The sequence below is a fragment of the Microbacterium sp. NPDC090014 genome (genome assembly GCF_044748285.1).
In the GTDB taxonomy this organism is placed as follows: domain Bacteria; phylum Actinomycetota; class Actinomycetes; order Actinomycetales; family Microbacteriaceae; genus Microbacterium.
Map to the genome: position 1 here is coordinate 1,033,925 of NZ_JBIVFS010000001.1, position 16,678 is coordinate 1,050,602.

Genomic DNA, 16,678 nt, shown 5'->3' on the forward strand with positions numbered 1-16,678 from the left:
CACACCGCAGGTGCCAGAGACGAATACGGTTGCCCTATGCCTGCTCCCTCCGCTGCTCCCGTGACCATCGCCGCCGAACAGGCCGCCTGGTTCGCCGAGACGTTCTCGATCCTCACTGCCAACGTCGAACAGGCGATCCTCGGCAAGCGGCACGTGATCGAGCTCGTGCTCGCCGCGGCGGTCAGCGGCGGCCACGTGCTGCTCGAGGACTTCCCCGGCACAGGCAAGACGGCTCTCGCGCGGGCGATCGCGCAGACCGTGACGGGAACGAGCACCCGGATCCAGTTCACGCCCGACCTGCTCCCCGGCGATGTCACGGGCATCACCGTCTACGACCAGAAGGAGGGCGCCTTCGAGTTCCACGCCGGTCCCGTCTTCGCGAACATCGTGCTCGCCGACGAGATCAACCGGGCGAGCCCGAAGACGCAGTCGGCGCTGCTGGAGGTCATGGAAGAGGGCACGGTCACGGTCGACGGCGTCACGCGGCCGGTCGGATCGCCGTTCCTCGTGATGGCGACGCAGAACCCGATCGAGCAGGGCGGCACCTACCGTCTGCCCGAGGCGCAGCTCGACCGCTTCATGATCAAGACGTCGATCGGATACCCCGACGAAGCCGCGACCATGCGCATCCTCCAGGGAGCAGCCCAGCCGAAGCACGTGCTCGACGGCATCGTCGGCGTCGACACCATCCTCACGATGGCCGAGATGACCCGCGGCGTGTACGTGAACCCGCTGGTCTCCGACTACATCATGCGCATCGTCGATGCGACGCGTCGAGCGTCCGAGGTCCGCCTCGGTGCCAGTGTGCGAGGGGCCCTCGCCCTGTCACGTCTCGTGATGACGTGGGCTGCCAAGAACGGTCGCACCTTCGTCACCCCCGACGACGTCCGAGAGCTCGCCGTCGTCGCCCTCGCGCACCGCCTGGTGCTCGAGCCGGAGGCCGAGTTCGACGGCGTCACCGCGGTCGCCGTGGTGGGGCAGATCCTGCTCGACGTCGAGCCGCCGCGCGAGAACGGCACTGCGTGAGCTTCAGCACCGAGTCCCGTCTGACGCGCACCACGGCGGGCACCAGCACGTCGACGCGCACGTCGACGGTCACGCGCTACGACCGCACGCGCCGCGGCCCCGTCCGCGGCGCCGTCTTCGGCGTGCGTCGGGCCGCTCGCAGCACGGAGCGCGCAACCCGAGCGGCTGTCGCGTGGGTGCGTGAGACGGTCACATCCGCCGGGATGCTGGTCGTCGCGGCGCTGGTCCTGTGCGTCACCGCCGGGCTGCTGTTCGGCTGGGTCGAGGCGTGGGCGGTGGCGGCGATCGCGCTCGTGCTGCTGATCGCCTGCATCCCCTTCATCCTCGGCACCCACGACTATCGCATCGAGCTGACCCTCGACCGCGACCGCGTGGTCGCCGGTGCCGAGATCGGTGCGACGCTCGACGTGCGCAACAACAGCGAGCGTCTGTCGCTGCCCGGCATCGTCGACGTTCCCGTGGGGGAGGGGCTCGTCGAAGCGCACGTCCCCCTGTTGCGCCCCGCCGCCCACCATCGCGAGCAGCTGACGATCGCCGCCCACCGCCGCGGTGTCATCGACGTCGGCCCCATGACCATCACCCGCGGTGATCCGATCGGCATCCTCCGCCGTGAGCTGCGCTGGCCCGATGTCCAGCGCATCCACGTGCATCCGGTCACGGTGCGCCTGCCCAGCACCAGCGCCGGTCTCATCGGCGATCTCGAGGGCACGCCGAGTTCGACCCTCGTCGATGCCGACCTCTCGTTCCACGCGGTGCGCGAGTACGTCGTGGGCGATTCGCAGCGGCACGTGCACTGGAAGTCGACCGCCAAGACCGGCAAGCTCATGGTGCGTCAGTACGAGGAGTCGCGGCACGCTCGCATCGCCATCATCCTCGACCTCGACAGCGAGTCGTACGAGAGCGACGACGAGTTCGAGAACACGGTCAGCGCCGCCGCATCCCTCGCCCTGCAGGGTGTGCGCGACGGTCGTGACGTGCTCTTCTCGGTGAGCAACGAGATCCCCGAGCACAGCCGTGCCGAGTTGCTGTCGATACGCACTCTTCCCACGGTGACTCCCAAGGCCCTCCTCGATGCCACCTCGACCATCGATCCGGCCGACCGCGTGATGCGGCTCGAGGCGGTCGCCGCGCTCACCGCCCAGTCCTACCCCGACCTGTCGATCGGATTCCTGATGACGGGCTCGCGCATGCCGCTCGAGCGTCTGCGCCACGCCGCCATCACGCTGCCGGCGGCGGTCGAGGCGGTCGCGGTGCGCAGCGAACTCGGCGAGCAGCCCACCCTGCGCACGGCGCGCGAACTCGCCGTGATGACGCTGGGCGCACTCGGCGACCTTCCGCAGATGCTCGCCCGCGGAGCACTGCGATGAGCGCCGCGGGTCCGCGGCGCGGCGTCGCGAGGTCGCGCCGGACGTTCGCGCTCTCGGCTCTGACCCTCTGGTCTCTCGGATATGTGCTGGTCGGCATCGGTCTCGCCACGGCGGCTGCATGGCCGGTGTACGAGTCCCCCCGGGCGCTGGCGGCCGGCCTGATCGGCGGCCTGCTGGGCATGGTCGTCGCCGTGCTGACCCGGCTGCTGCGGTGGGGGCTGCTGATCGGTGCGCTCGCGGTGACCGGCGTCTATCTGGTCGTCTCGGTTCCGCTCGCCATCCCATCGGCGCTCTCGTCGCTTCCCGCGTTCCTGGGCGGAATCCGCGACGCGGTGCTGGGGGTGGTGCTCGGCTGGAAGCAGATGCTGACGCTGAACCCGCCCCTCGGTGAGTACCAGGCGGTGCTCATCCCGCTCCTCGTAGTCATGCTGTTCGGTTCCTTCATCGCCACTCTGCTCGTGCTCGAAGGCGGACGTCGGGCGACCATAGCGGTTCCCGTCGTGACCGCGATGAGCGTCTTCGGCATCGCCTTCGGTGTGAGCGGCACGACGGCTCCGGTCTCGGTGCTCGGCGTCGCGCTTCCCGCTCCTCGGGAATGGCTGATCGGCGTCGCGCTCTTCGTGGTCTCTCTCGTCTGGTTGGTCGGACGCTCGCGGCTTCAGCGGGCACAGGCGCTGCGCACCGTCGCGGCGGCGAACATCTCGCGCCGGGCGACCCCGGTGTGGCTGACGATCCGTCGGCATCTCCTGTCGGCCGGTCTCGCGGTGATCGCCCTCGTCGCCGGTTTCGCGGTGGCTCCCGCCGCGGCCGGGTGGAGCGACCGCTCCGTTCTGCGCGACGAGGTCGAGCCGATGATCGTCGTGCAGCAGCAGGCGAGCCCCCTCAGTGCCTACCGATCGTGGTTCGCCGGCAGCACTCTCGATGACACGGTCGTGCAGGTGGAGGGCGATTCTGGAGCGCTGGAGCGCCTCCGGCTCGTGACCCTCGACTCGTACGACGGCGAGGACTTCCACATCGCGCCGGACGACCGGTTCAGCCGGCTGCCCCGCAGTGCGATGCCCGGCGAGGGCCGCGTGTCGCTCGGGATCACGATCGGCGACGCCTATCGAGGCATCTGGGTCCCCTCGCCGGCCGGTCTCGCCGAGGCGCCGGACTTCTCGGGTGCGCGCGCCGAAGCGCTCGCCGACGGGTTCCACGTCAACTCGGGCGGCGACACGGCGATCACCGTGGCAGAGGCGCCCGGCGGGGGAGAAGGGCTCGTTCCGGGCGATCGCTACAGAGTGCTCGTGGACGCCCCGGCGAGCCCCGGCGACATCACCGCCGTGCAGGGCGGTGCCTCGAACCTCGACACCGACCTGTATCCCTCGCTCACCGAGTGGGCCGAGATGCAGGAGCAGCCCCGCACCGGGGCCGGGTATCTCGAGATCATCGACCGCCTGCGCTCCCGCGGTTACCTCAGCCACGCGCTGATCGACGATGAGGCGGCGGCGGGATGGATCGCCTCGTTGAAGGAGTCCGAGGGATACGCGTTCGCACCCAGCTATGCGGGACACTCCGCGGCCCGCATCGAGGAGCTGTTCACCGACCTGCTCGAACAGGAGCGCAGGGCAGGCTCGGATGCCGCGCCCGAGCTGCTCGTGTCGGCGGTCGGCGACGATGAGCAGTTCTCAGTGGCAGCGGCGCTTCTCGCCGAGCACTGGGGGCTCGAGTCCCGAGTCGTGATCGGTGCGCGCCTTGCGGCCGCAGAAGAGGTGCCCGGTATTCCCGCCTGCACGGAGACCTGCACGGGCGCGAACATGAGCGCCTGGGTCGAGGTGAGAGGCTCGGGCGGCGAGTGGATGCCGGTCGACACCACACCGCAGTACGCGATGCTTCCGAGTTCCATCACCGAGGGCGAGCAGCTGCCCGAGCATCCCACGGTGCCCGAGCAGCCCCGGTCGGAGGCGCTGGATCCGCCTCAGGCGCAGAGCGATTCCAACAATGACGCGCCTCCGCTCGAGTCGCCGCAGTCAGAGGTGCTCGCCGTCCTGCTGCCGATCCTCCGCGCTGTGGGGCTCGGCATGCTCGCGCTGGCATTGCTCGCGCTGCCCTTCCTCGTGCTGCTGCTGGCCAAACGGCAGCGAGCCAGGGCCCGCCGAACCGCCGAAGATCCCGAGGTGCGTCTCGCCGGGGCGTGGGAGGAGCTGGTCGACGTGTACGCCGACCACGATGTGCCGATGGATGCCGAAGGCACCCGCATCCAGCGCGCGCTCTCGACCGACCGAGAGGCAGCGGACCGCCTGGCAGAGATCGTCGATCGCGCCGTGTTCGCCGAGCATCCTCCGACGGACGAGGATGCGCGCGCCGCCTGGGAGATCGTCGACGCCGAGCGGACGGAGCTCGCAGCGGCAGGCAGATGGTGGCATCGCATCGTCATGCGCGTGCGACCGACGTCGTTCGTCGGTCGCATACGGGGCGCGAACGGTCGTGGATTCACGGCCGCCGTGCCTGTGCTCGCTACGCTCGGATTGACCTGGTCGCCCGGCGACCGGAAGAAGGGGAACTCATGATCGCGCCCGTGGATACCGGCTACGTCACGATGCTCGCCATCGTCGGCGGCGTCGGCGTGCTCATCGGCCTCGCCGTCTACGTCTGGTACGCGCTGGCGCTGTCGCGCCTCTTCCCGCGCATCGACGGAGAGGGGTGGAAGGGCTGGGTCCCCATCCTCAACGAGGCGGAGATCCTGGCGCGCGGCGGAGTGCCGGCGTGGTCGGTGGTGTTCTACTTCATCCCGATCGTGCAGCTGTACGGCATCTACCTCAAGGTCGTCGCGACCCACCGCATCAATCGGAGGTTCGGTCGCGGTGCGGGAATGACGGTGCTCGCGATCCTTCTGCCCCCGGTCTGGGCGACGGTTCTCGCCTGGGGGGCGCCGCCGTACCCCGAGGGCGAACGGCTGGCCGCTCTGCAGCCCGGCCCGCGCCGAAGCTCGCAGCCCACGGCCACCCCGGCGAGGGACGCATCGGGGTACACGATCCCGTCGCTGGCTCCGCATACCCAGAGCCAGCCTGACGCCCCCGCGCCCGTGTTCCCCGACTACGCCGCACCGAGCCGTCCGACCGCGCAGCCCGACCGGACTGCGACCGCAGCCGCGGCGAGCGGTGGTCCCGCGGGTTCAGGGTGGGGCGCGCCTCCCGTCCCGGGCGCCCCGCCGGTTCCCGTCGCCGGACAGCCCGCTGTGCAGGGTGCGCCGGCGGCATCATTCGCTCCGCCGCAGCCGCCCACCTCGTCCTTCGCGCAGCAGCCTCCTGCTCCTCAGCCTCCTGCGCCTCAGCCTCCTGCTCCTCAGGCGCCGGCTTTGCAGCCTCCTGCTCCTCAGGCGCCGGCTTTGCAGCCTCCTGCGCCGCCCGCGCCGGTGCGCGCACCTGAGCCCCCTGCAGCGGAGCGGGCACCCGCCGCGAACCCGCCGGCTCCGACCGAGGCGCACCCGACCACCGGCATCATGGCCGCAATGGGTGGCGCGCCTGTGGCTCCGGCGGCGCCGCAGCCACCCGCGCCGCCGGTGCCGGTATCCGACGACGTCGTGCCTCAGCAATCGGCACAGACACCGGCGGCGGCCCCGGCATCCGCTCCCGTGCCCGAGTTCGAGCGGCCGGCGGAGAACCCGCCTGCCGCGGCTCCCGCCGAAGAGGCGCAGCGTATGGTGCGGCCCGCTCCGCCCTCGTTCCGAGATGGTGGCCTCTCGGATGAACAGCCGCAGGCGCCGGTGATCCGGCCTGTCCCGTCGTCCCCCGCAGCTGCGGGGACCACCGCGGATGTGCATACGGCCGCGGTGGTGCCCCCGGCCGATGCAGCGCCCGCACCCGCGGTCGAGGAACCCGTCCCGGCGCCCCTCGCGATGCCGTTCGGAGGCCTCGCGGCCGACGTCGACAAGACGGTCGTCACACCGCGTCCGACGCACGATGTCGACGAGGACCTCGACGCCACCGTCGTCGTCGCCCGCAAGCGCGGAGTCCGCCGATCGCTCGTGCTCGATGACGGACGGAAGTTCTCGCTGTCCGGCGCCAGCGTCGTGATCGGCCGCAATCCGATCGGCGAGCCGGGCGAGCAGCGACTCGCCATCTCCGATACGACCCGCACGCTGTCGAAGACGCACGCTCGTCTCGTCGTGCACGACGACGAGTGGCGTCTCACCGATCTGCACGCCACGAACGGCGTCGTCGTGGTCGAGGAGAACGGCACCGAGACCCTGCTCGATCCCGGAGAGAGCGTCACCGGCAACGGCCGCTTCATCCTCGGTGAAGTGGGGATGCATGTGATCGCGGAGCGCGATTCATGACGCTCTCCTCGGTCGTCCTCAGCGTCGCGTCACTCACCGACACCGGTCTCACGCGCTCGGCGAATGAGGACTCGGTGCTGGTGGCGTCTCCGGTCTTCCTCGTCGCGGACGGCATGGGCGGGCATGAGGCGGGGGATCGTGCGAGCGCTGCGGTGGTGGAGGCGTTCGAGCCGCTTCGCGGGGCGACGGTCGACGTCGCCGACATCGGACAGGCATTGAGTCGCGCTTCGGCTGTGGTCGATGACATCTCCGCCGAGCACAAGCGCGGCGCAGGAAGCACCGTGACCGGTGTCGCTCTCGTCGATCACGACGGCGTGCCGCACTGGCTCGTCTTCAACGTCGGCGATTCCCGTGTCTACCGGCACCACGGCAACGAGCTGACACAGCTGACGATCGATCATTCGCTGGGGCAGGAACTGGTGGATGCCGGTGAGCTCCGCGCCGAGGATCTCTCGACGTTCTCGCAGCGCAACGTCATCACGAGGGCGATCGGTGCTCCCGACAGCACCGCGGACAGCTGGCTGCTGCCCGTGGTCGACGGCGAGCGACTGCTGATCTGCTCCGACGGCCTGAGCGGCGAGGTGAGCGACGAGGCGATCCGAGCGACCCTGACGATGAACGGGCGGCCGGAGACCGCGGCAGCGGCTCTCGTGAGCCGGGCGCTCAAAGCGGGTGGTCGCGACAACGTGTCGGTCGTCGTGATCGACGTGATCTCGGGAGGCGCGAACGGGCACTCGGACGACCTCACTGCGGGCCGCGATGCCGCATCCGCCTCGCTGACCGATTCGATGCTCGAGGGCACGACGATCCCGGTTCGAGCCAGATGACGGACGACGAGACCGAGGTCGAAGAGACCGTCATGCTGACCCGACGCGATCGGCGCCGGGGGAGATCGGTCGCCGAGCCCGCCGAAGTCGCCGAACCCGCTGAGCCAGCGGATGACGTGGACGAGGCGACGGTCGTCGTCGACCGGAGACCCGCGGAGGCTGAGGAGCCAGGTGCCGATCGGGAGGACGACCCTGTCGACGAGTCGACGGTGCTCGTCTCCCGGACGCCGCGTCGTGTGCGACGCAAGAGATCGGAACAGCCCGCCGACAGCGACGACTCTGCCGACCGCGCAGAGGCTGACGTGCCCGCCTCGTTCGAGGCGCCGACGGATGCGCCGGCACCGGAGATCTACCGGCCGCGTCCGGCCCCGCTCGGCCCTTCTGCCCCGCCCGTCGTGATCGGCGCCGCGGCGCCCACGCGCACGGTGGACCCGGATCTCCCGTCGGTCGCGAAGCAGGGACTGCGCTGGAGCCGGGCGGCCCTCATCACGTTCGCAGCAGCCTGCGTCGTCTCCCTCGCGGGTCTGGTGGGTCTGGGCTTCTTCGTCTTCGGGTGACGCCCTCACCCTGACGGAGCCGTGCTCAGCGTCCGCGCACTCCCACCGGCCGTCGGGCCGCCTGGGTGCCCTGAAGCGGCCGCGCCGTGTCGCTGCGGACCATCGCGCCGCGCGTCTCAGTGAAACGTGCTCGGGTCACCCGATGCCGGACCGGGGATGTTGAGCAGTCCGCCTTCGCGTTCGACCTCGACCGGATCCACGACCGGCTGCTCTCTGCGGCGACGCAGCACGATGAGGATGCCGAGCACACCGAGCAGAGTCGCTCCGCCGATCGCGGTGAACAGCGCGGCCTCCCGTGTGAGCAGGAACGGCGACGCTCCATGATCGGGGTCGGCGGTGGCTGCGGGCGGTCGCACGGCGCTCTCCGAGGTGTCGAAGTATGGGCTCACGGGCCCGCGCGTCGTCTCATCCGGGAGCAGCTCGATGGCGGCGAGCGGCTGGATGAATCCCCAGCCGTCGATATCGTCCCGATTGTCGGCGTCGGCTCGCAGGGCGGTGGCGGTGAGCCGATACGCCCAGCCTGCGGGCGGATCCTCGGGGTGCGCTTGCGCCACCAGTGCGGCAGCCGCGCTCGCGTATCCGGTCGCGAAGCTCGAGGCAGGGGCATCGGCGGCGAAGACGCAGTCGCCCCCGCCCACCGCTGCGCTCAGCACCGTGCTTCCGGGGGCTGTCACGCCGACCTGGGGTCCGTGGATCGAGTCATCGGTCGCGCGTCCGGTGGCGTCGGCCGCGCTGACCCCGAGAACCTGCTCATAGGCCGCGGGGTAGCGAGCGCCGTCCTCCGCGTCCGGATCTGACGCCCTGTTCCCGGCGCTCGCCACGACCAGGGCGCCGACGGCGGACGCGTGTTCGACCGCCGCCCGGAGATCGGGGGAGTCGGCTGTCTGCGAGATCGAGACGTTGATGATGTCCGCGCCGTTGTCGGCCGCCCAGTGGATGCCGTCCGCGATGCGCTGCGAGGTGGGCCCGTACCCCTTGTCCTTGTCCTGCTGCTGCTCGCTGCGGAACACTCGCACGGAGAGCAGCCGGGCGTCGGGCGCGAGTCCGACGACGCCGGAGCCCGCGACCGGCTGTGCGGCGATCTGCCCGGCGATCGCCGTGCCATGCCCGGTCGTGTCGGTCAGACCGTCAGCCCGCTCGCCGTCTCCGACGAGATCGACACCGCCGATCACGGCTCCGGCGAGATGCGGATTGCCGGCATCGATGCCCGAGTCGACGACGGCGACGACGACCCCTCGGCCCGTGGCGACGCGGTGGGCCTCGTCAGCACCGAGCAGTGCGAGGGCGGGTGGGACCTCGGGCGTGAACACCACGTTGCCGGGTGTGCAGGCATCGCCGGACGTCGCCATCGATGCGATCGACGTCGGGACGGCAGGCGATGCCAGAGCGGATGCCGGTGCGCCCAGCAGCGTGGCGCCGAGGACGACGGCCGTGAGAGCGGCTGTGCGGCCGCGCATCAGTCGGTCCCCGAGCCGGGCGACTCTCTCGCAGCATCGGAGGTCAGCGCGGGGCCGGCGGCGAAGAACTCGATCCACGCGTCCGACACCTGTCCGACGTCCTCGGGGGAGTACCCGAGCTGAGCGATGGGGCCGCTTGCGGACTCCTCGGCGCTCTGCGCTGCTGCAGCACCGGGGATCGCGAACGCGGTGCCGGATTCGTCGATGAGCACGGCCAGACCCGCCGCGTCCTCGGACCCACCCGTGACCTCGACGAGGGCGCCGCCACCGACCTTCACATCGACGCCGGAGCGCTGCTCGGGCAACTCGGTGGTCGTCGCCGCGAGCACCGTGTGCGCGTCATCGGTGAGCATCGCGCAGGGCGTCTCGCCGGCGGCGAGCGTGGTCAACGGCAGCGTCGGCCAGTCCTCGCCCCCGATGTACGGGCGGGTCTCCACGTCGGCGACCTCGGCGGGGGAGACCTCCTGCTGAGCACCGACCTCCTGGCCGCTGCCGAGGAGGTAGAGCTGATATGCGAGGGGACTGAGCCTGGCGAGCTCACCGGTGCCGAGCGCCACGTAGCGCTCGTCGGCAGGGCTGCCCTGGGTGTGCACGATCGTGCCGGCTCTCAGATCCGTTCCGGGCACCGATGCGCCGACGCCGTTGATGCGGATCGGCTCGAGCTCGTCACCGGACTCGAAGAGGTTGAGCCATCGTCCGTCGACCTCGAGGACGTCGCTGGTGCCGAGTCCGACGGCGCGGAGCACGGCGTTGGCATCGTCGGCGGGCACTGCGTGGCGTTTGCCGTCTGCGATCACGAACAGCTCGTCGCCGCGCTGGACGACGGCACCAGTTCCCGTCGACACCTCGGCGATCGGCGCGCTCGACAGTGACACGGCGGCGCCGGCCGTGTCGTCGATGCACGCTGTCCAGGAGGAGTTGATCAGCGCCGCGGGCGCGGGCAGATCATCGGGCGCACCGAGGATGCCGATCGAGGGGCCGACCGGGATCCCGTCGAGCGCCGCCTGATCCGTGCGCACCACCTTGAACTCTCCGGCGGGGATCAGAAGCCGCGCGCTGGCCGTGTTGATCACCGGGTACAGCGTGCCCTCGACGGAGACGTAGCGGGCGCCGGTGTCGGTGGCGACGATCAGGCGGTTGTTCTGCCAGTCGCCGGGGAGCCCGGGCTGCATGATTCCCCAGAACACCCCGACGAGGATCACGCCGACCGTGAGTGCGACTCCGGCGACGACCGCGCGCAGGGGCTTCGCGGGGTCGAGCTCTTTGCCCCCGGGGGCTCCGCCGGTGAACGCCGAGAGGAGGCGGCGCCTGCTGAAGCCCTGGGCCTCGATCAGATCCTTCTTGGTCGCCATGGGTCAGATGAGTCCGGCCGTCGTGACGCCGAGCGGCAGCAGCAGAGCGAGTGCGATGACCTCGACCGTGTCGCCCAGCCTCGTGAGCCGCAGACGCGCTTTCGGCGTGAGCAGCGTGAGACCGACCAGGATCACGGTGGCCACGACCAGGATGAGAAGCATCCAGGTGCGGACGTCGGGCAGAGCGAGTGCCACCGTCACACCGGTGACGGCGAGCCCGATCGCGCCGATGGCCATGAGGACGAGCACGCCGAGGCGCGCGTGGATCTGACGCGACTGGAACATCATGCCCACGAACGCGAGCACGCAGAGCAGAGCGCCGAAGACGCCGCTCCCGGCGACCAGAGGGGTCGCGATCAGCGCCGCGAGGCCCAGCGCAGCGCGCAGTGCGATGAGAGTGCGCGTCCCCGCGGCGGCGCGGCGCTTGACCTCGTCGGCATCGATGGGCTCGGGTGCGGCGAACATGTCGGCGTCGCTCTGAGGGGAGATGACTCTGATGCGCGTCGAGCTGAGAGCGAGCCACGGGATGCCGTTCGCGAGCAGTGCGGTCGTGGCGAGCATGATCGCGTAGGGAGCGAGCGCATCGCCGAAGATCGCGGCGGTCGTCGCGGTGATGCCGATCGAGGCGCCGAGCGCGATCGGCACGAGATGGATCTCGGGCTTCTCCTGGGTGACGGCGAGGCCGAGGCCGCCGACGATGACGAGACCCAGTCCCATGGCCGCGAGCGGCCAGCCCCAGATGCTCTGCACGGGAACGGCGAGGAAACCCGCGAGCCCTCCGTAGGCCGCGGCGGTGAGTCCCAGGGCGTGTCCGGCTTCCGGCTGACGGAGACGCATGAGCACGGCGGCCGCGACGCTGAGGACGATGGCTCCCGAGCCCGCGATGATCGCGGGCAGGAGGGACGTCGGCGGTGTGGCGACGAGCAGCAGCGCGCAGAGGGCGAGGAAGGTGAGGCTGACGAAGAGCGCTGTGCGCGAGCTGTCCGCGGGCGTCCAGGAGCCGTGCTGCTCTGCCGTCGCGTCGATCACCGCTTCGACGACGTCGTCGTAGACGCGCGGCTCCTGCATGAGGCCGCCGCGGACGAGAGTGAGCAGCTCTCCGTCGTGCACACCCTGCGCCGCCGCGCCGCGTGCCGGGTCCAGGGGTGTGCCATCGGCTCGCTGCAACGAGTAGCCGCCGTGGGTGAGGGTCGGGTCGAGCACGCCGAGACTCCGGGCGAACCCGGGGATGATCTCGACCAGCGGGACCTGCGACGGCACGCCGACGTCGAGCCGACGGTCGTCGCTGACGACGGAAAGCCGCAGCACGGTGCCTGCCGTTGCGCTGCTCTGAGTCATGGAACGATGCCCCCTCCATGGTGTGCAGCCGGGCGGGAGGAGACCCGTGGCTGCGCATTCCGCCTTTCACCCTAGTTGAGGCGTGCGACAACGCACAGTCGCAGGATGCGACGTTTCTCCATCGACTGCACGATCTCCCGGAGGATGCGCTGTGCGTTCTGGTGATCGGAGGCAGGACCTCTCGAGCCTCTACGCGATACTCGAAGCGCGGGGGAACCAGTGCGCTGATCGTGTGCCGTGACAGGGCGCTGAACTGAGCATCTTCGATTTTCTCCATCGACTGCAGGATCTCCGCTCGGATGCATCATGAAATCTGGCGATTCGTTCCGATGTGTTCTAGCCTGTGTCGTGAAACAGATTCGTGGGGGGTTGTTTCGTTGTCGTCCCAAGACTGGGATGCGCTCCCCCGCACGTGTGTCCCATGTGGACCGGAGGGAGTGAGTTATGGCTGATGTCATCTCCGCAGAAGAAGGGGCTCTGCGTCGCGGAGCCCAGGCGGTGCGGGAGACCAAGTCCGGGATCGACCAGCAGACCAAGAAGGTCCGCGGTGAGATCGAGCAGCTGCGTGGTTTCTGGACCGGTGCGGCTGCTGTGTCGTTCACGACGCTGATGTCGCGGTGGGACGAGCAGGCGCGTCAGCTGAACGAGGTCCTCGTGACGCTCGAGGATGCTCTTGCGGGCACCGAGCGTGACCAGGCTGCGACCGAAGAAGCTCACCAGCAGACCATCTCGGGCCTCGGCTCGATGATGGGCGCCTGAGCGTAGACCACAGAGATTTCAAGGAGAACATGATGCAGTCGATGTCAGTTCGCCCGGAGCAGGTCAACGCTCTGGCAGCGCAGATCCGCAGCGGGTCGCAGGGTATTCGTTCCGAGCTGGACCGTCTCGAGTCAGAGGTCAGCAAGCTCCGTGCGGCGTGGGATGGTTCCGCGCAGCAGGCGTATGACCAGGCTCAGGCCAAGTGGAACCGTTCGCTGAGCGAGATGCAGCAGCTTCTCACGCAGATCGCGGGCAAGACCGAGGAGATCTCGGGCCAGTACGTCCAGACCGACAAGTCGGCCGCTGGGCGTTTCGGGGCCTGATCCGTGGCGCGGGCCCGACGCAGCGATGCGCCGGGCCCGCGCCGTCTGCTGTGCTGTTCGGCGATCGAGTCGGAGGGCGCAGCAGATGTTTCGGAATCATCTGCCGTTGTGAAGGGGAGGGGCGTCGATGAGCATCGCAATCGACTTCGATGGAGTGTTCGCTGAGCTGAAGCGGATCCTGCGTGAGCTGCAGGAGTTCCCCAGCCCGTCTGAGGTGGCGGTCTCGGAGGGAGGGTCGTCGAAGGCCACCGTCGACTTCCGGCGGGCCGTGGCCGATGCCGCGCAGTCGATGGGAGACGCCACGGCGCGGACCATCGCCAAGATCCAGGACACCCACGACGTGATTCGCGCCGCCGTGATGCAGATCGCCGAGCAGGACGCGTCGCTCGCCGACGAGACGAAGCTGATCGTGTCGCTGCTGGACTCGGCCGTTGCCCAGGGCGACGGCGACACCGCGACATCGACAGGCGCTGGGACCGGCGCGACGGGTGGGGGCTCAGCCGGAGTCCAGGCATCTGCACCGACGTCTACGGGTGCCGATGAGCCCGAAGAGGCCGACTACTGATGAGACGCACTCGCCGCGGAGTGATCGCGGCGGTCGGCGCTATGGCGCTGGCCGCCGCGATCGCGGTGCCCTCGAGCGCGACAGCGGCCGCCGCATCGGGTCTGTGGTGGTTCGATCGCGGCAAGGTCCAAGAGGCGCACGATGCGGGCTTCGACGGGGCGGGAATCAAGATCGCCGTGATCGACAGTCAGATCAACCCCGACGTGGTCGGGCTCCGCGGGGCGAACGTCACCGTCGATGACTCCTCGTACTGCTTCGACGCGACCGGCCAGCCGTATCCGGCGGTCTCTGCCGAGTACGGCAAGTCCTCTCACGGCACCCAGGTGGTCTCGATGATCGCCGGAACCGGCGAGGCTCCGGCCGGGGGTGCCCCGGTCAAGGGTGTGGCGCCGGGGGCAGAGGTGGTCTTCTACAGCACCGGCGTCCTCGACGGCGTCATCGGCGAAGACGGCGGCGATGCGGAGTGCCTCCAGGAGAACGGCGAGGAGCTGGGCGACGACGGTCGTTTCGCCCTCGACCGCGCGATCTCGGACGCCGCGGCAGATGGCGCCGACATCATCTCGATCTCCTCCGGAAGCAGCATCAACATGCGGCAGGGTCTCGCCGACGCCTATGCCTCCGACGCGGTCGTCGTCGCCGGCATGTCGAACGAGGACGGGATCAGCCTGTGGCCCGCGGGGCTCAACGGAGTCGTCGCGGTGCAGGCCTTCGGTGAGGACGGCAAGATCCAGACCGGAACGAACGGCAAGCCGAACCTGGCGGAGGACGTCGTCGTCGCCGCACCCGGGGTCGGGCTCCTCCTGCAGGGGACCCCGGATTCCTGGGACGCCCAGCAGATCGGGTCGGGAACGTCGTTCTCGACGCCGATCGTCGCGGGCTTCCTCGCGATGGTCAAGCAGAAGTACCCGGATGCGACAGCAGGGCAGCTGATCCAGAGCCTGATCCACAACACGGGCACCAAGGGCGAGCACGAGCCGGAGTGGAACGACAGCACCGGGTATGGAGCGGCCTCCCTCACGGGGATGCTCGCGGTCGACCCGTCGAAATATCCTGACGTGAACCCGCTCTTCGACACCGAGGACACGTACGCGCAGCCGTCTCTCGGCGACGTGAACGAGGCGAAGGCGGCGCTCGGAAGCGGCGCGCAGACACCCGTCCCGACGGACGCGCCGGTCGCCGAGCAACCCGATCAGCAGGCATCGCCGATCACGCCCTGGCTCATCGGCGGAGGGATCGTCCTCCTGCTGCTGGTGATCGGCGGGATCATCCTCGCGATCGTACTGACACGCTCCTCACGACGAGACACCACCGAACAAGGGGGAAACCATGGCCGGTAAGCAGATGGGCCCGGGCGGGTACGAGGCGGAACTGAACCGCATCCGGCAGCTCGACGACTCGATCATCCCGCGGCTCTCCGCCGTGACGAATGCGTTCACCTCACTGGAGCGAGCGCTCTCGGCCGTGCGCCTCTCCGAGTTCTGGGAGGGCGAGTCCGCCAAGGGGGCGACCGCTGACATCGACGAGATCCGGTCGAAGGTATCGGCCATTCTCAGACTCGTCGAGGCCGTGGACTCCGCGGTCGTCGAAGGCAACTCGGCTCGACGCGAGATCGCGGCCGCCGAACTCCCGTCGGCATCGATCGACCCCTTCTGGGCGAACGCTGCCAAGGGCGCGTCCTTGGTGGTGCACCCGGTCCTCGGTCCGCTCGCGGCGGACAAGGCTCTGGACGCCATCGGCGACTTCCTCGGCAACCAGCGGGAGGATGCCGCGCGCGAGGTCGTTCAGAAGGTCGAGGCGTCGCTGACGGAGCCGACGAACAAGCTGGCTCAGGCGGCCCGCGCGATGAACGAGGTCGACTACCGGTCGTCGAAGGCCCCGTCCGGTTCTGACGAGCCGATCCCGGGCGCGGAGATCGACGCCCCGAGGATCGGATCCCCGGGGATCGGCGGCGGCCCGTCCGGGTACACGCCCGGTGGCGGTGGATACCAGACCGGTGGCGGTGGAGGCGGGGTCGGCGAGTATGTCCCGCCGACGCCGACGGACCCGACCGTCCCCGAGTACCTGCCTGACCCCACCTATCCGACGATTCCCGATGGTCCCGGAGACTGGGAGTACGACCCCGACGGACCGGGAGGCCCCGGTGATACCGGCGGCGATGACCCGACGGTCGACTTCCCCGGCGGCGGCGTGCTGCCGGGAGGCACCGGCGGCGGCGGTTCAGGAACCGGAGGCGGGTATCCGTTGCACCCCGGTTCGACGCTCCCCGGCGGAGTCATCGGTGGGGGCAGCGGCATCGGCGGCATCGTGGGCGGCGGCGCAGGAGCCGCGGCCATCGCTGCGGGATCCAAGATCGCCGGTATCGGCAGCATGGGCACCCTCGGCGGATCCGCACTCGGAGGCTCGTCCGGCGCCGGCCAGAGAGGCAGTGGCGGCCTGCTGGGCAAGTCCGCCGTCGGCGGAGTGGGTGCGCGCGGCGCGGGTGGATTCGGCTCAGGTGTCGGTGGCGCTGGCGGCGTCGGTGGCGCTGGCGGTGTTGGCGGTGTCGGCGGAGCAGGCGGTGCGGCGGGCTCGTCCGGAGCAGCAGGCTCCGGCATGCGTCCGGGTATGGGAATGATGGGCGGCGCGGGAGGCGCCGACGAGGAGGAGAAGGCCAAGCGCTCCGGTCTCGGTGGTCCGATCGCTCCCAAGCTCGAAGACGACGAGGAGCGCGGTCCGCGTGCCAAGGGCGCCCAGGCGGGCTCCCGCGACGAGCACGCGGACTGATCAGGATCACCGCGGCGGGCGTGGAC

The 16,678-nt window shown here is 70.1% G+C and carries 14 protein-coding genes; 11 read left to right on the forward strand and 3 right to left on the reverse strand.

Annotation, left to right across the window (positions count from 1 at the left end; genetic code table 11):
- The first annotated feature begins 60 nt into the window (after positions 1-60).
- From ACIPV5_RS04940 to ACIPV5_RS04965, 6 genes are read left to right on the forward strand one after another with little or no spacing between them, the layout of a single operon-like run.
- Positions 61-1,026, forward strand: a complete 966-nt coding sequence (locus ACIPV5_RS04940) for a MoxR family ATPase (RefSeq protein ID WP_053099368.1) — start codon at positions 61-63, stop codon at positions 1,024-1,026.
- Entirely contained in the window at positions 1,023-2,393 is a 1,371-nt protein-coding gene (locus ACIPV5_RS04945; protein WP_400340138.1) for a DUF58 domain-containing protein, read from the forward strand. Before ACIPV5_RS04940 ends, ACIPV5_RS04945 begins: the two co-directional genes overlap by 4 nt.
- Positions 2,390-4,942 (forward strand): transglutaminase domain-containing protein, encoded by a 2,553-nt coding sequence (locus ACIPV5_RS04950; RefSeq protein WP_400340140.1) that lies wholly within the window; start codon positions 2,390-2,392, stop codon positions 4,940-4,942. The genes ACIPV5_RS04945 and ACIPV5_RS04950 overlap by 4 nt, the downstream gene beginning before the upstream one ends.
- Entirely contained in the window at positions 4,939-6,711 is a 1,773-nt protein-coding gene (locus tag ACIPV5_RS04955) for a DUF5684 domain-containing protein (protein ID WP_400340142.1), read from the forward strand. Before ACIPV5_RS04950 ends, ACIPV5_RS04955 begins: the two co-directional genes overlap by 4 nt.
- Entirely contained in the window at positions 6,708-7,538 is an 831-nt protein-coding gene (locus ACIPV5_RS04960) for a PP2C family serine/threonine-protein phosphatase (protein ID WP_056276631.1), read from the forward strand. The genes ACIPV5_RS04955 and ACIPV5_RS04960 overlap by 4 nt, the downstream gene beginning before the upstream one ends.
- Positions 7,535-8,095, forward strand: a complete 561-nt coding sequence (locus ACIPV5_RS04965) for a hypothetical protein (RefSeq protein WP_400340144.1) — start codon at positions 7,535-7,537, stop codon at positions 8,093-8,095. The genes ACIPV5_RS04960 and ACIPV5_RS04965 overlap by 4 nt, the downstream gene beginning before the upstream one ends.
- 116 nt (positions 8,096-8,211) lie before the next feature.
- On the opposite strand, the gene ACIPV5_RS04970 is transcribed toward ACIPV5_RS04965, so the two are convergent.
- The 3 genes from ACIPV5_RS04970 to eccD are packed head-to-tail and all read right to left on the reverse strand — an operon-like array spanning position 8,212 to position 12,242.
- Complete coding sequence (locus ACIPV5_RS04970) at positions 8,212-9,552, reverse strand: S8 family serine peptidase (protein WP_400340146.1); 1,341 nt, start codon at positions 9,550-9,552, stop codon at positions 8,212-8,214.
- Positions 9,552-10,904, reverse strand: coding sequence for a type VII secretion protein EccB (gene eccB, locus ACIPV5_RS04975; protein ID WP_400340148.1), 1,353 nt, complete (start codon positions 10,902-10,904; stop codon positions 9,552-9,554). Before eccB ends, ACIPV5_RS04970 begins: the two co-directional genes overlap by 1 nt.
- Before the next feature lie 3 nt (positions 10,905-10,907).
- A complete protein-coding gene (gene eccD, locus ACIPV5_RS04980) occupies positions 10,908-12,242 on the reverse strand; it encodes a type VII secretion integral membrane protein EccD (RefSeq protein WP_056276643.1) in 1,335 nt (444 codons plus the stop codon).
- A gap of 444 nt (positions 12,243-12,686) precedes the next feature.
- Between eccD and ACIPV5_RS04985 the strand changes: the two genes are divergently transcribed.
- The 5 genes from ACIPV5_RS04985 (at position 12,687) to ACIPV5_RS05005 (ending at position 16,652) form a co-directional block, all read left to right on the forward strand.
- On the forward strand, positions 12,687-13,001 hold the full coding sequence (locus tag ACIPV5_RS04985; protein WP_053098670.1) for a WXG100 family type VII secretion target: 315 nt from the start codon (positions 12,687-12,689) through the stop codon (positions 12,999-13,001).
- Between the two features lie 41 nt (positions 13,002-13,042).
- The gene (locus tag ACIPV5_RS04990) at positions 13,043-13,324 is read left to right on the forward strand and encodes a WXG100 family type VII secretion target (protein WP_082298072.1); all 282 of its coding nucleotides are present in this window, start codon (positions 13,043-13,045) and stop codon (positions 13,322-13,324) included.
- 127 nt (positions 13,325-13,451) lie between these two features.
- On the forward strand, positions 13,452-13,889 hold the full coding sequence (locus ACIPV5_RS04995) for a hypothetical protein (protein ID WP_053098672.1): 438 nt from the start codon (positions 13,452-13,454) through the stop codon (positions 13,887-13,889).
- Positions 13,889-15,226, forward strand: a complete 1,338-nt coding sequence (locus ACIPV5_RS05000; protein WP_400340151.1) for a S8 family peptidase — start codon at positions 13,889-13,891, stop codon at positions 15,224-15,226. Before ACIPV5_RS04995 ends, ACIPV5_RS05000 begins: the two co-directional genes overlap by 1 nt.
- Positions 15,216-16,652: a hypothetical protein gene (locus ACIPV5_RS05005; protein ID WP_187248882.1), complete on the forward strand. Its 1,437-nt coding sequence runs from the start codon at positions 15,216-15,218 to the stop codon at positions 16,650-16,652. Before ACIPV5_RS05000 ends, ACIPV5_RS05005 begins: the two co-directional genes overlap by 11 nt.
- Positions 16,653-16,678 lie beyond the last annotated feature (26 nt).

Coding starts and splice junctions, on each gene's coding strand:
- ACIPV5_RS04950 (WP_400340140.1), top strand. CDS start 2,390: ATGAGCGCCGCGGGTCCGCGGCGCGGCGTCGCGAGGTCGCGCCGGACG.
- ACIPV5_RS04955 (WP_400340142.1), top strand. CDS start 4,939: ATGATCGCGCCCGTGGATACCGGCTACGTCACGATGCTCGCCATCGTC.
- ACIPV5_RS04960 (WP_056276631.1), top strand. CDS start 6,708: ATGACGCTCTCCTCGGTCGTCCTCAGCGTCGCGTCACTCACCGACACC.
- ACIPV5_RS04965 (WP_400340144.1), top strand. CDS start 7,535: ATGACGGACGACGAGACCGAGGTCGAAGAGACCGTCATGCTGACCCGA.
- ACIPV5_RS04970 (WP_400340146.1), bottom strand. CDS start 9,552: ATGCGCGGCCGCACAGCCGCTCTCACGGCCGTCGTCCTCGGCGCCACG.
- eccB (WP_400340148.1), bottom strand. CDS start 10,904: ATGGCGACCAAGAAGGATCTGATCGAGGCCCAGGGCTTCAGCAGGCGC.
- eccD (WP_056276643.1), bottom strand. CDS start 12,242: ATGACTCAGAGCAGCGCAACGGCAGGCACCGTGCTGCGGCTTTCCGTC.
- ACIPV5_RS04985 (WP_053098670.1), top strand. CDS start 12,687: ATGGCTGATGTCATCTCCGCAGAAGAAGGGGCTCTGCGTCGCGGAGCC.
- ACIPV5_RS04990 (WP_082298072.1), top strand. CDS start 13,043: ATGTCAGTTCGCCCGGAGCAGGTCAACGCTCTGGCAGCGCAGATCCGC.
- ACIPV5_RS04995 (WP_053098672.1), top strand. CDS start 13,452: ATGAGCATCGCAATCGACTTCGATGGAGTGTTCGCTGAGCTGAAGCGG.
- ACIPV5_RS05000 (WP_400340151.1), top strand. CDS start 13,889: ATGAGACGCACTCGCCGCGGAGTGATCGCGGCGGTCGGCGCTATGGCG.
- ACIPV5_RS05005 (WP_187248882.1), top strand. CDS start 15,216: ATGGCCGGTAAGCAGATGGGCCCGGGCGGGTACGAGGCGGAACTGAAC.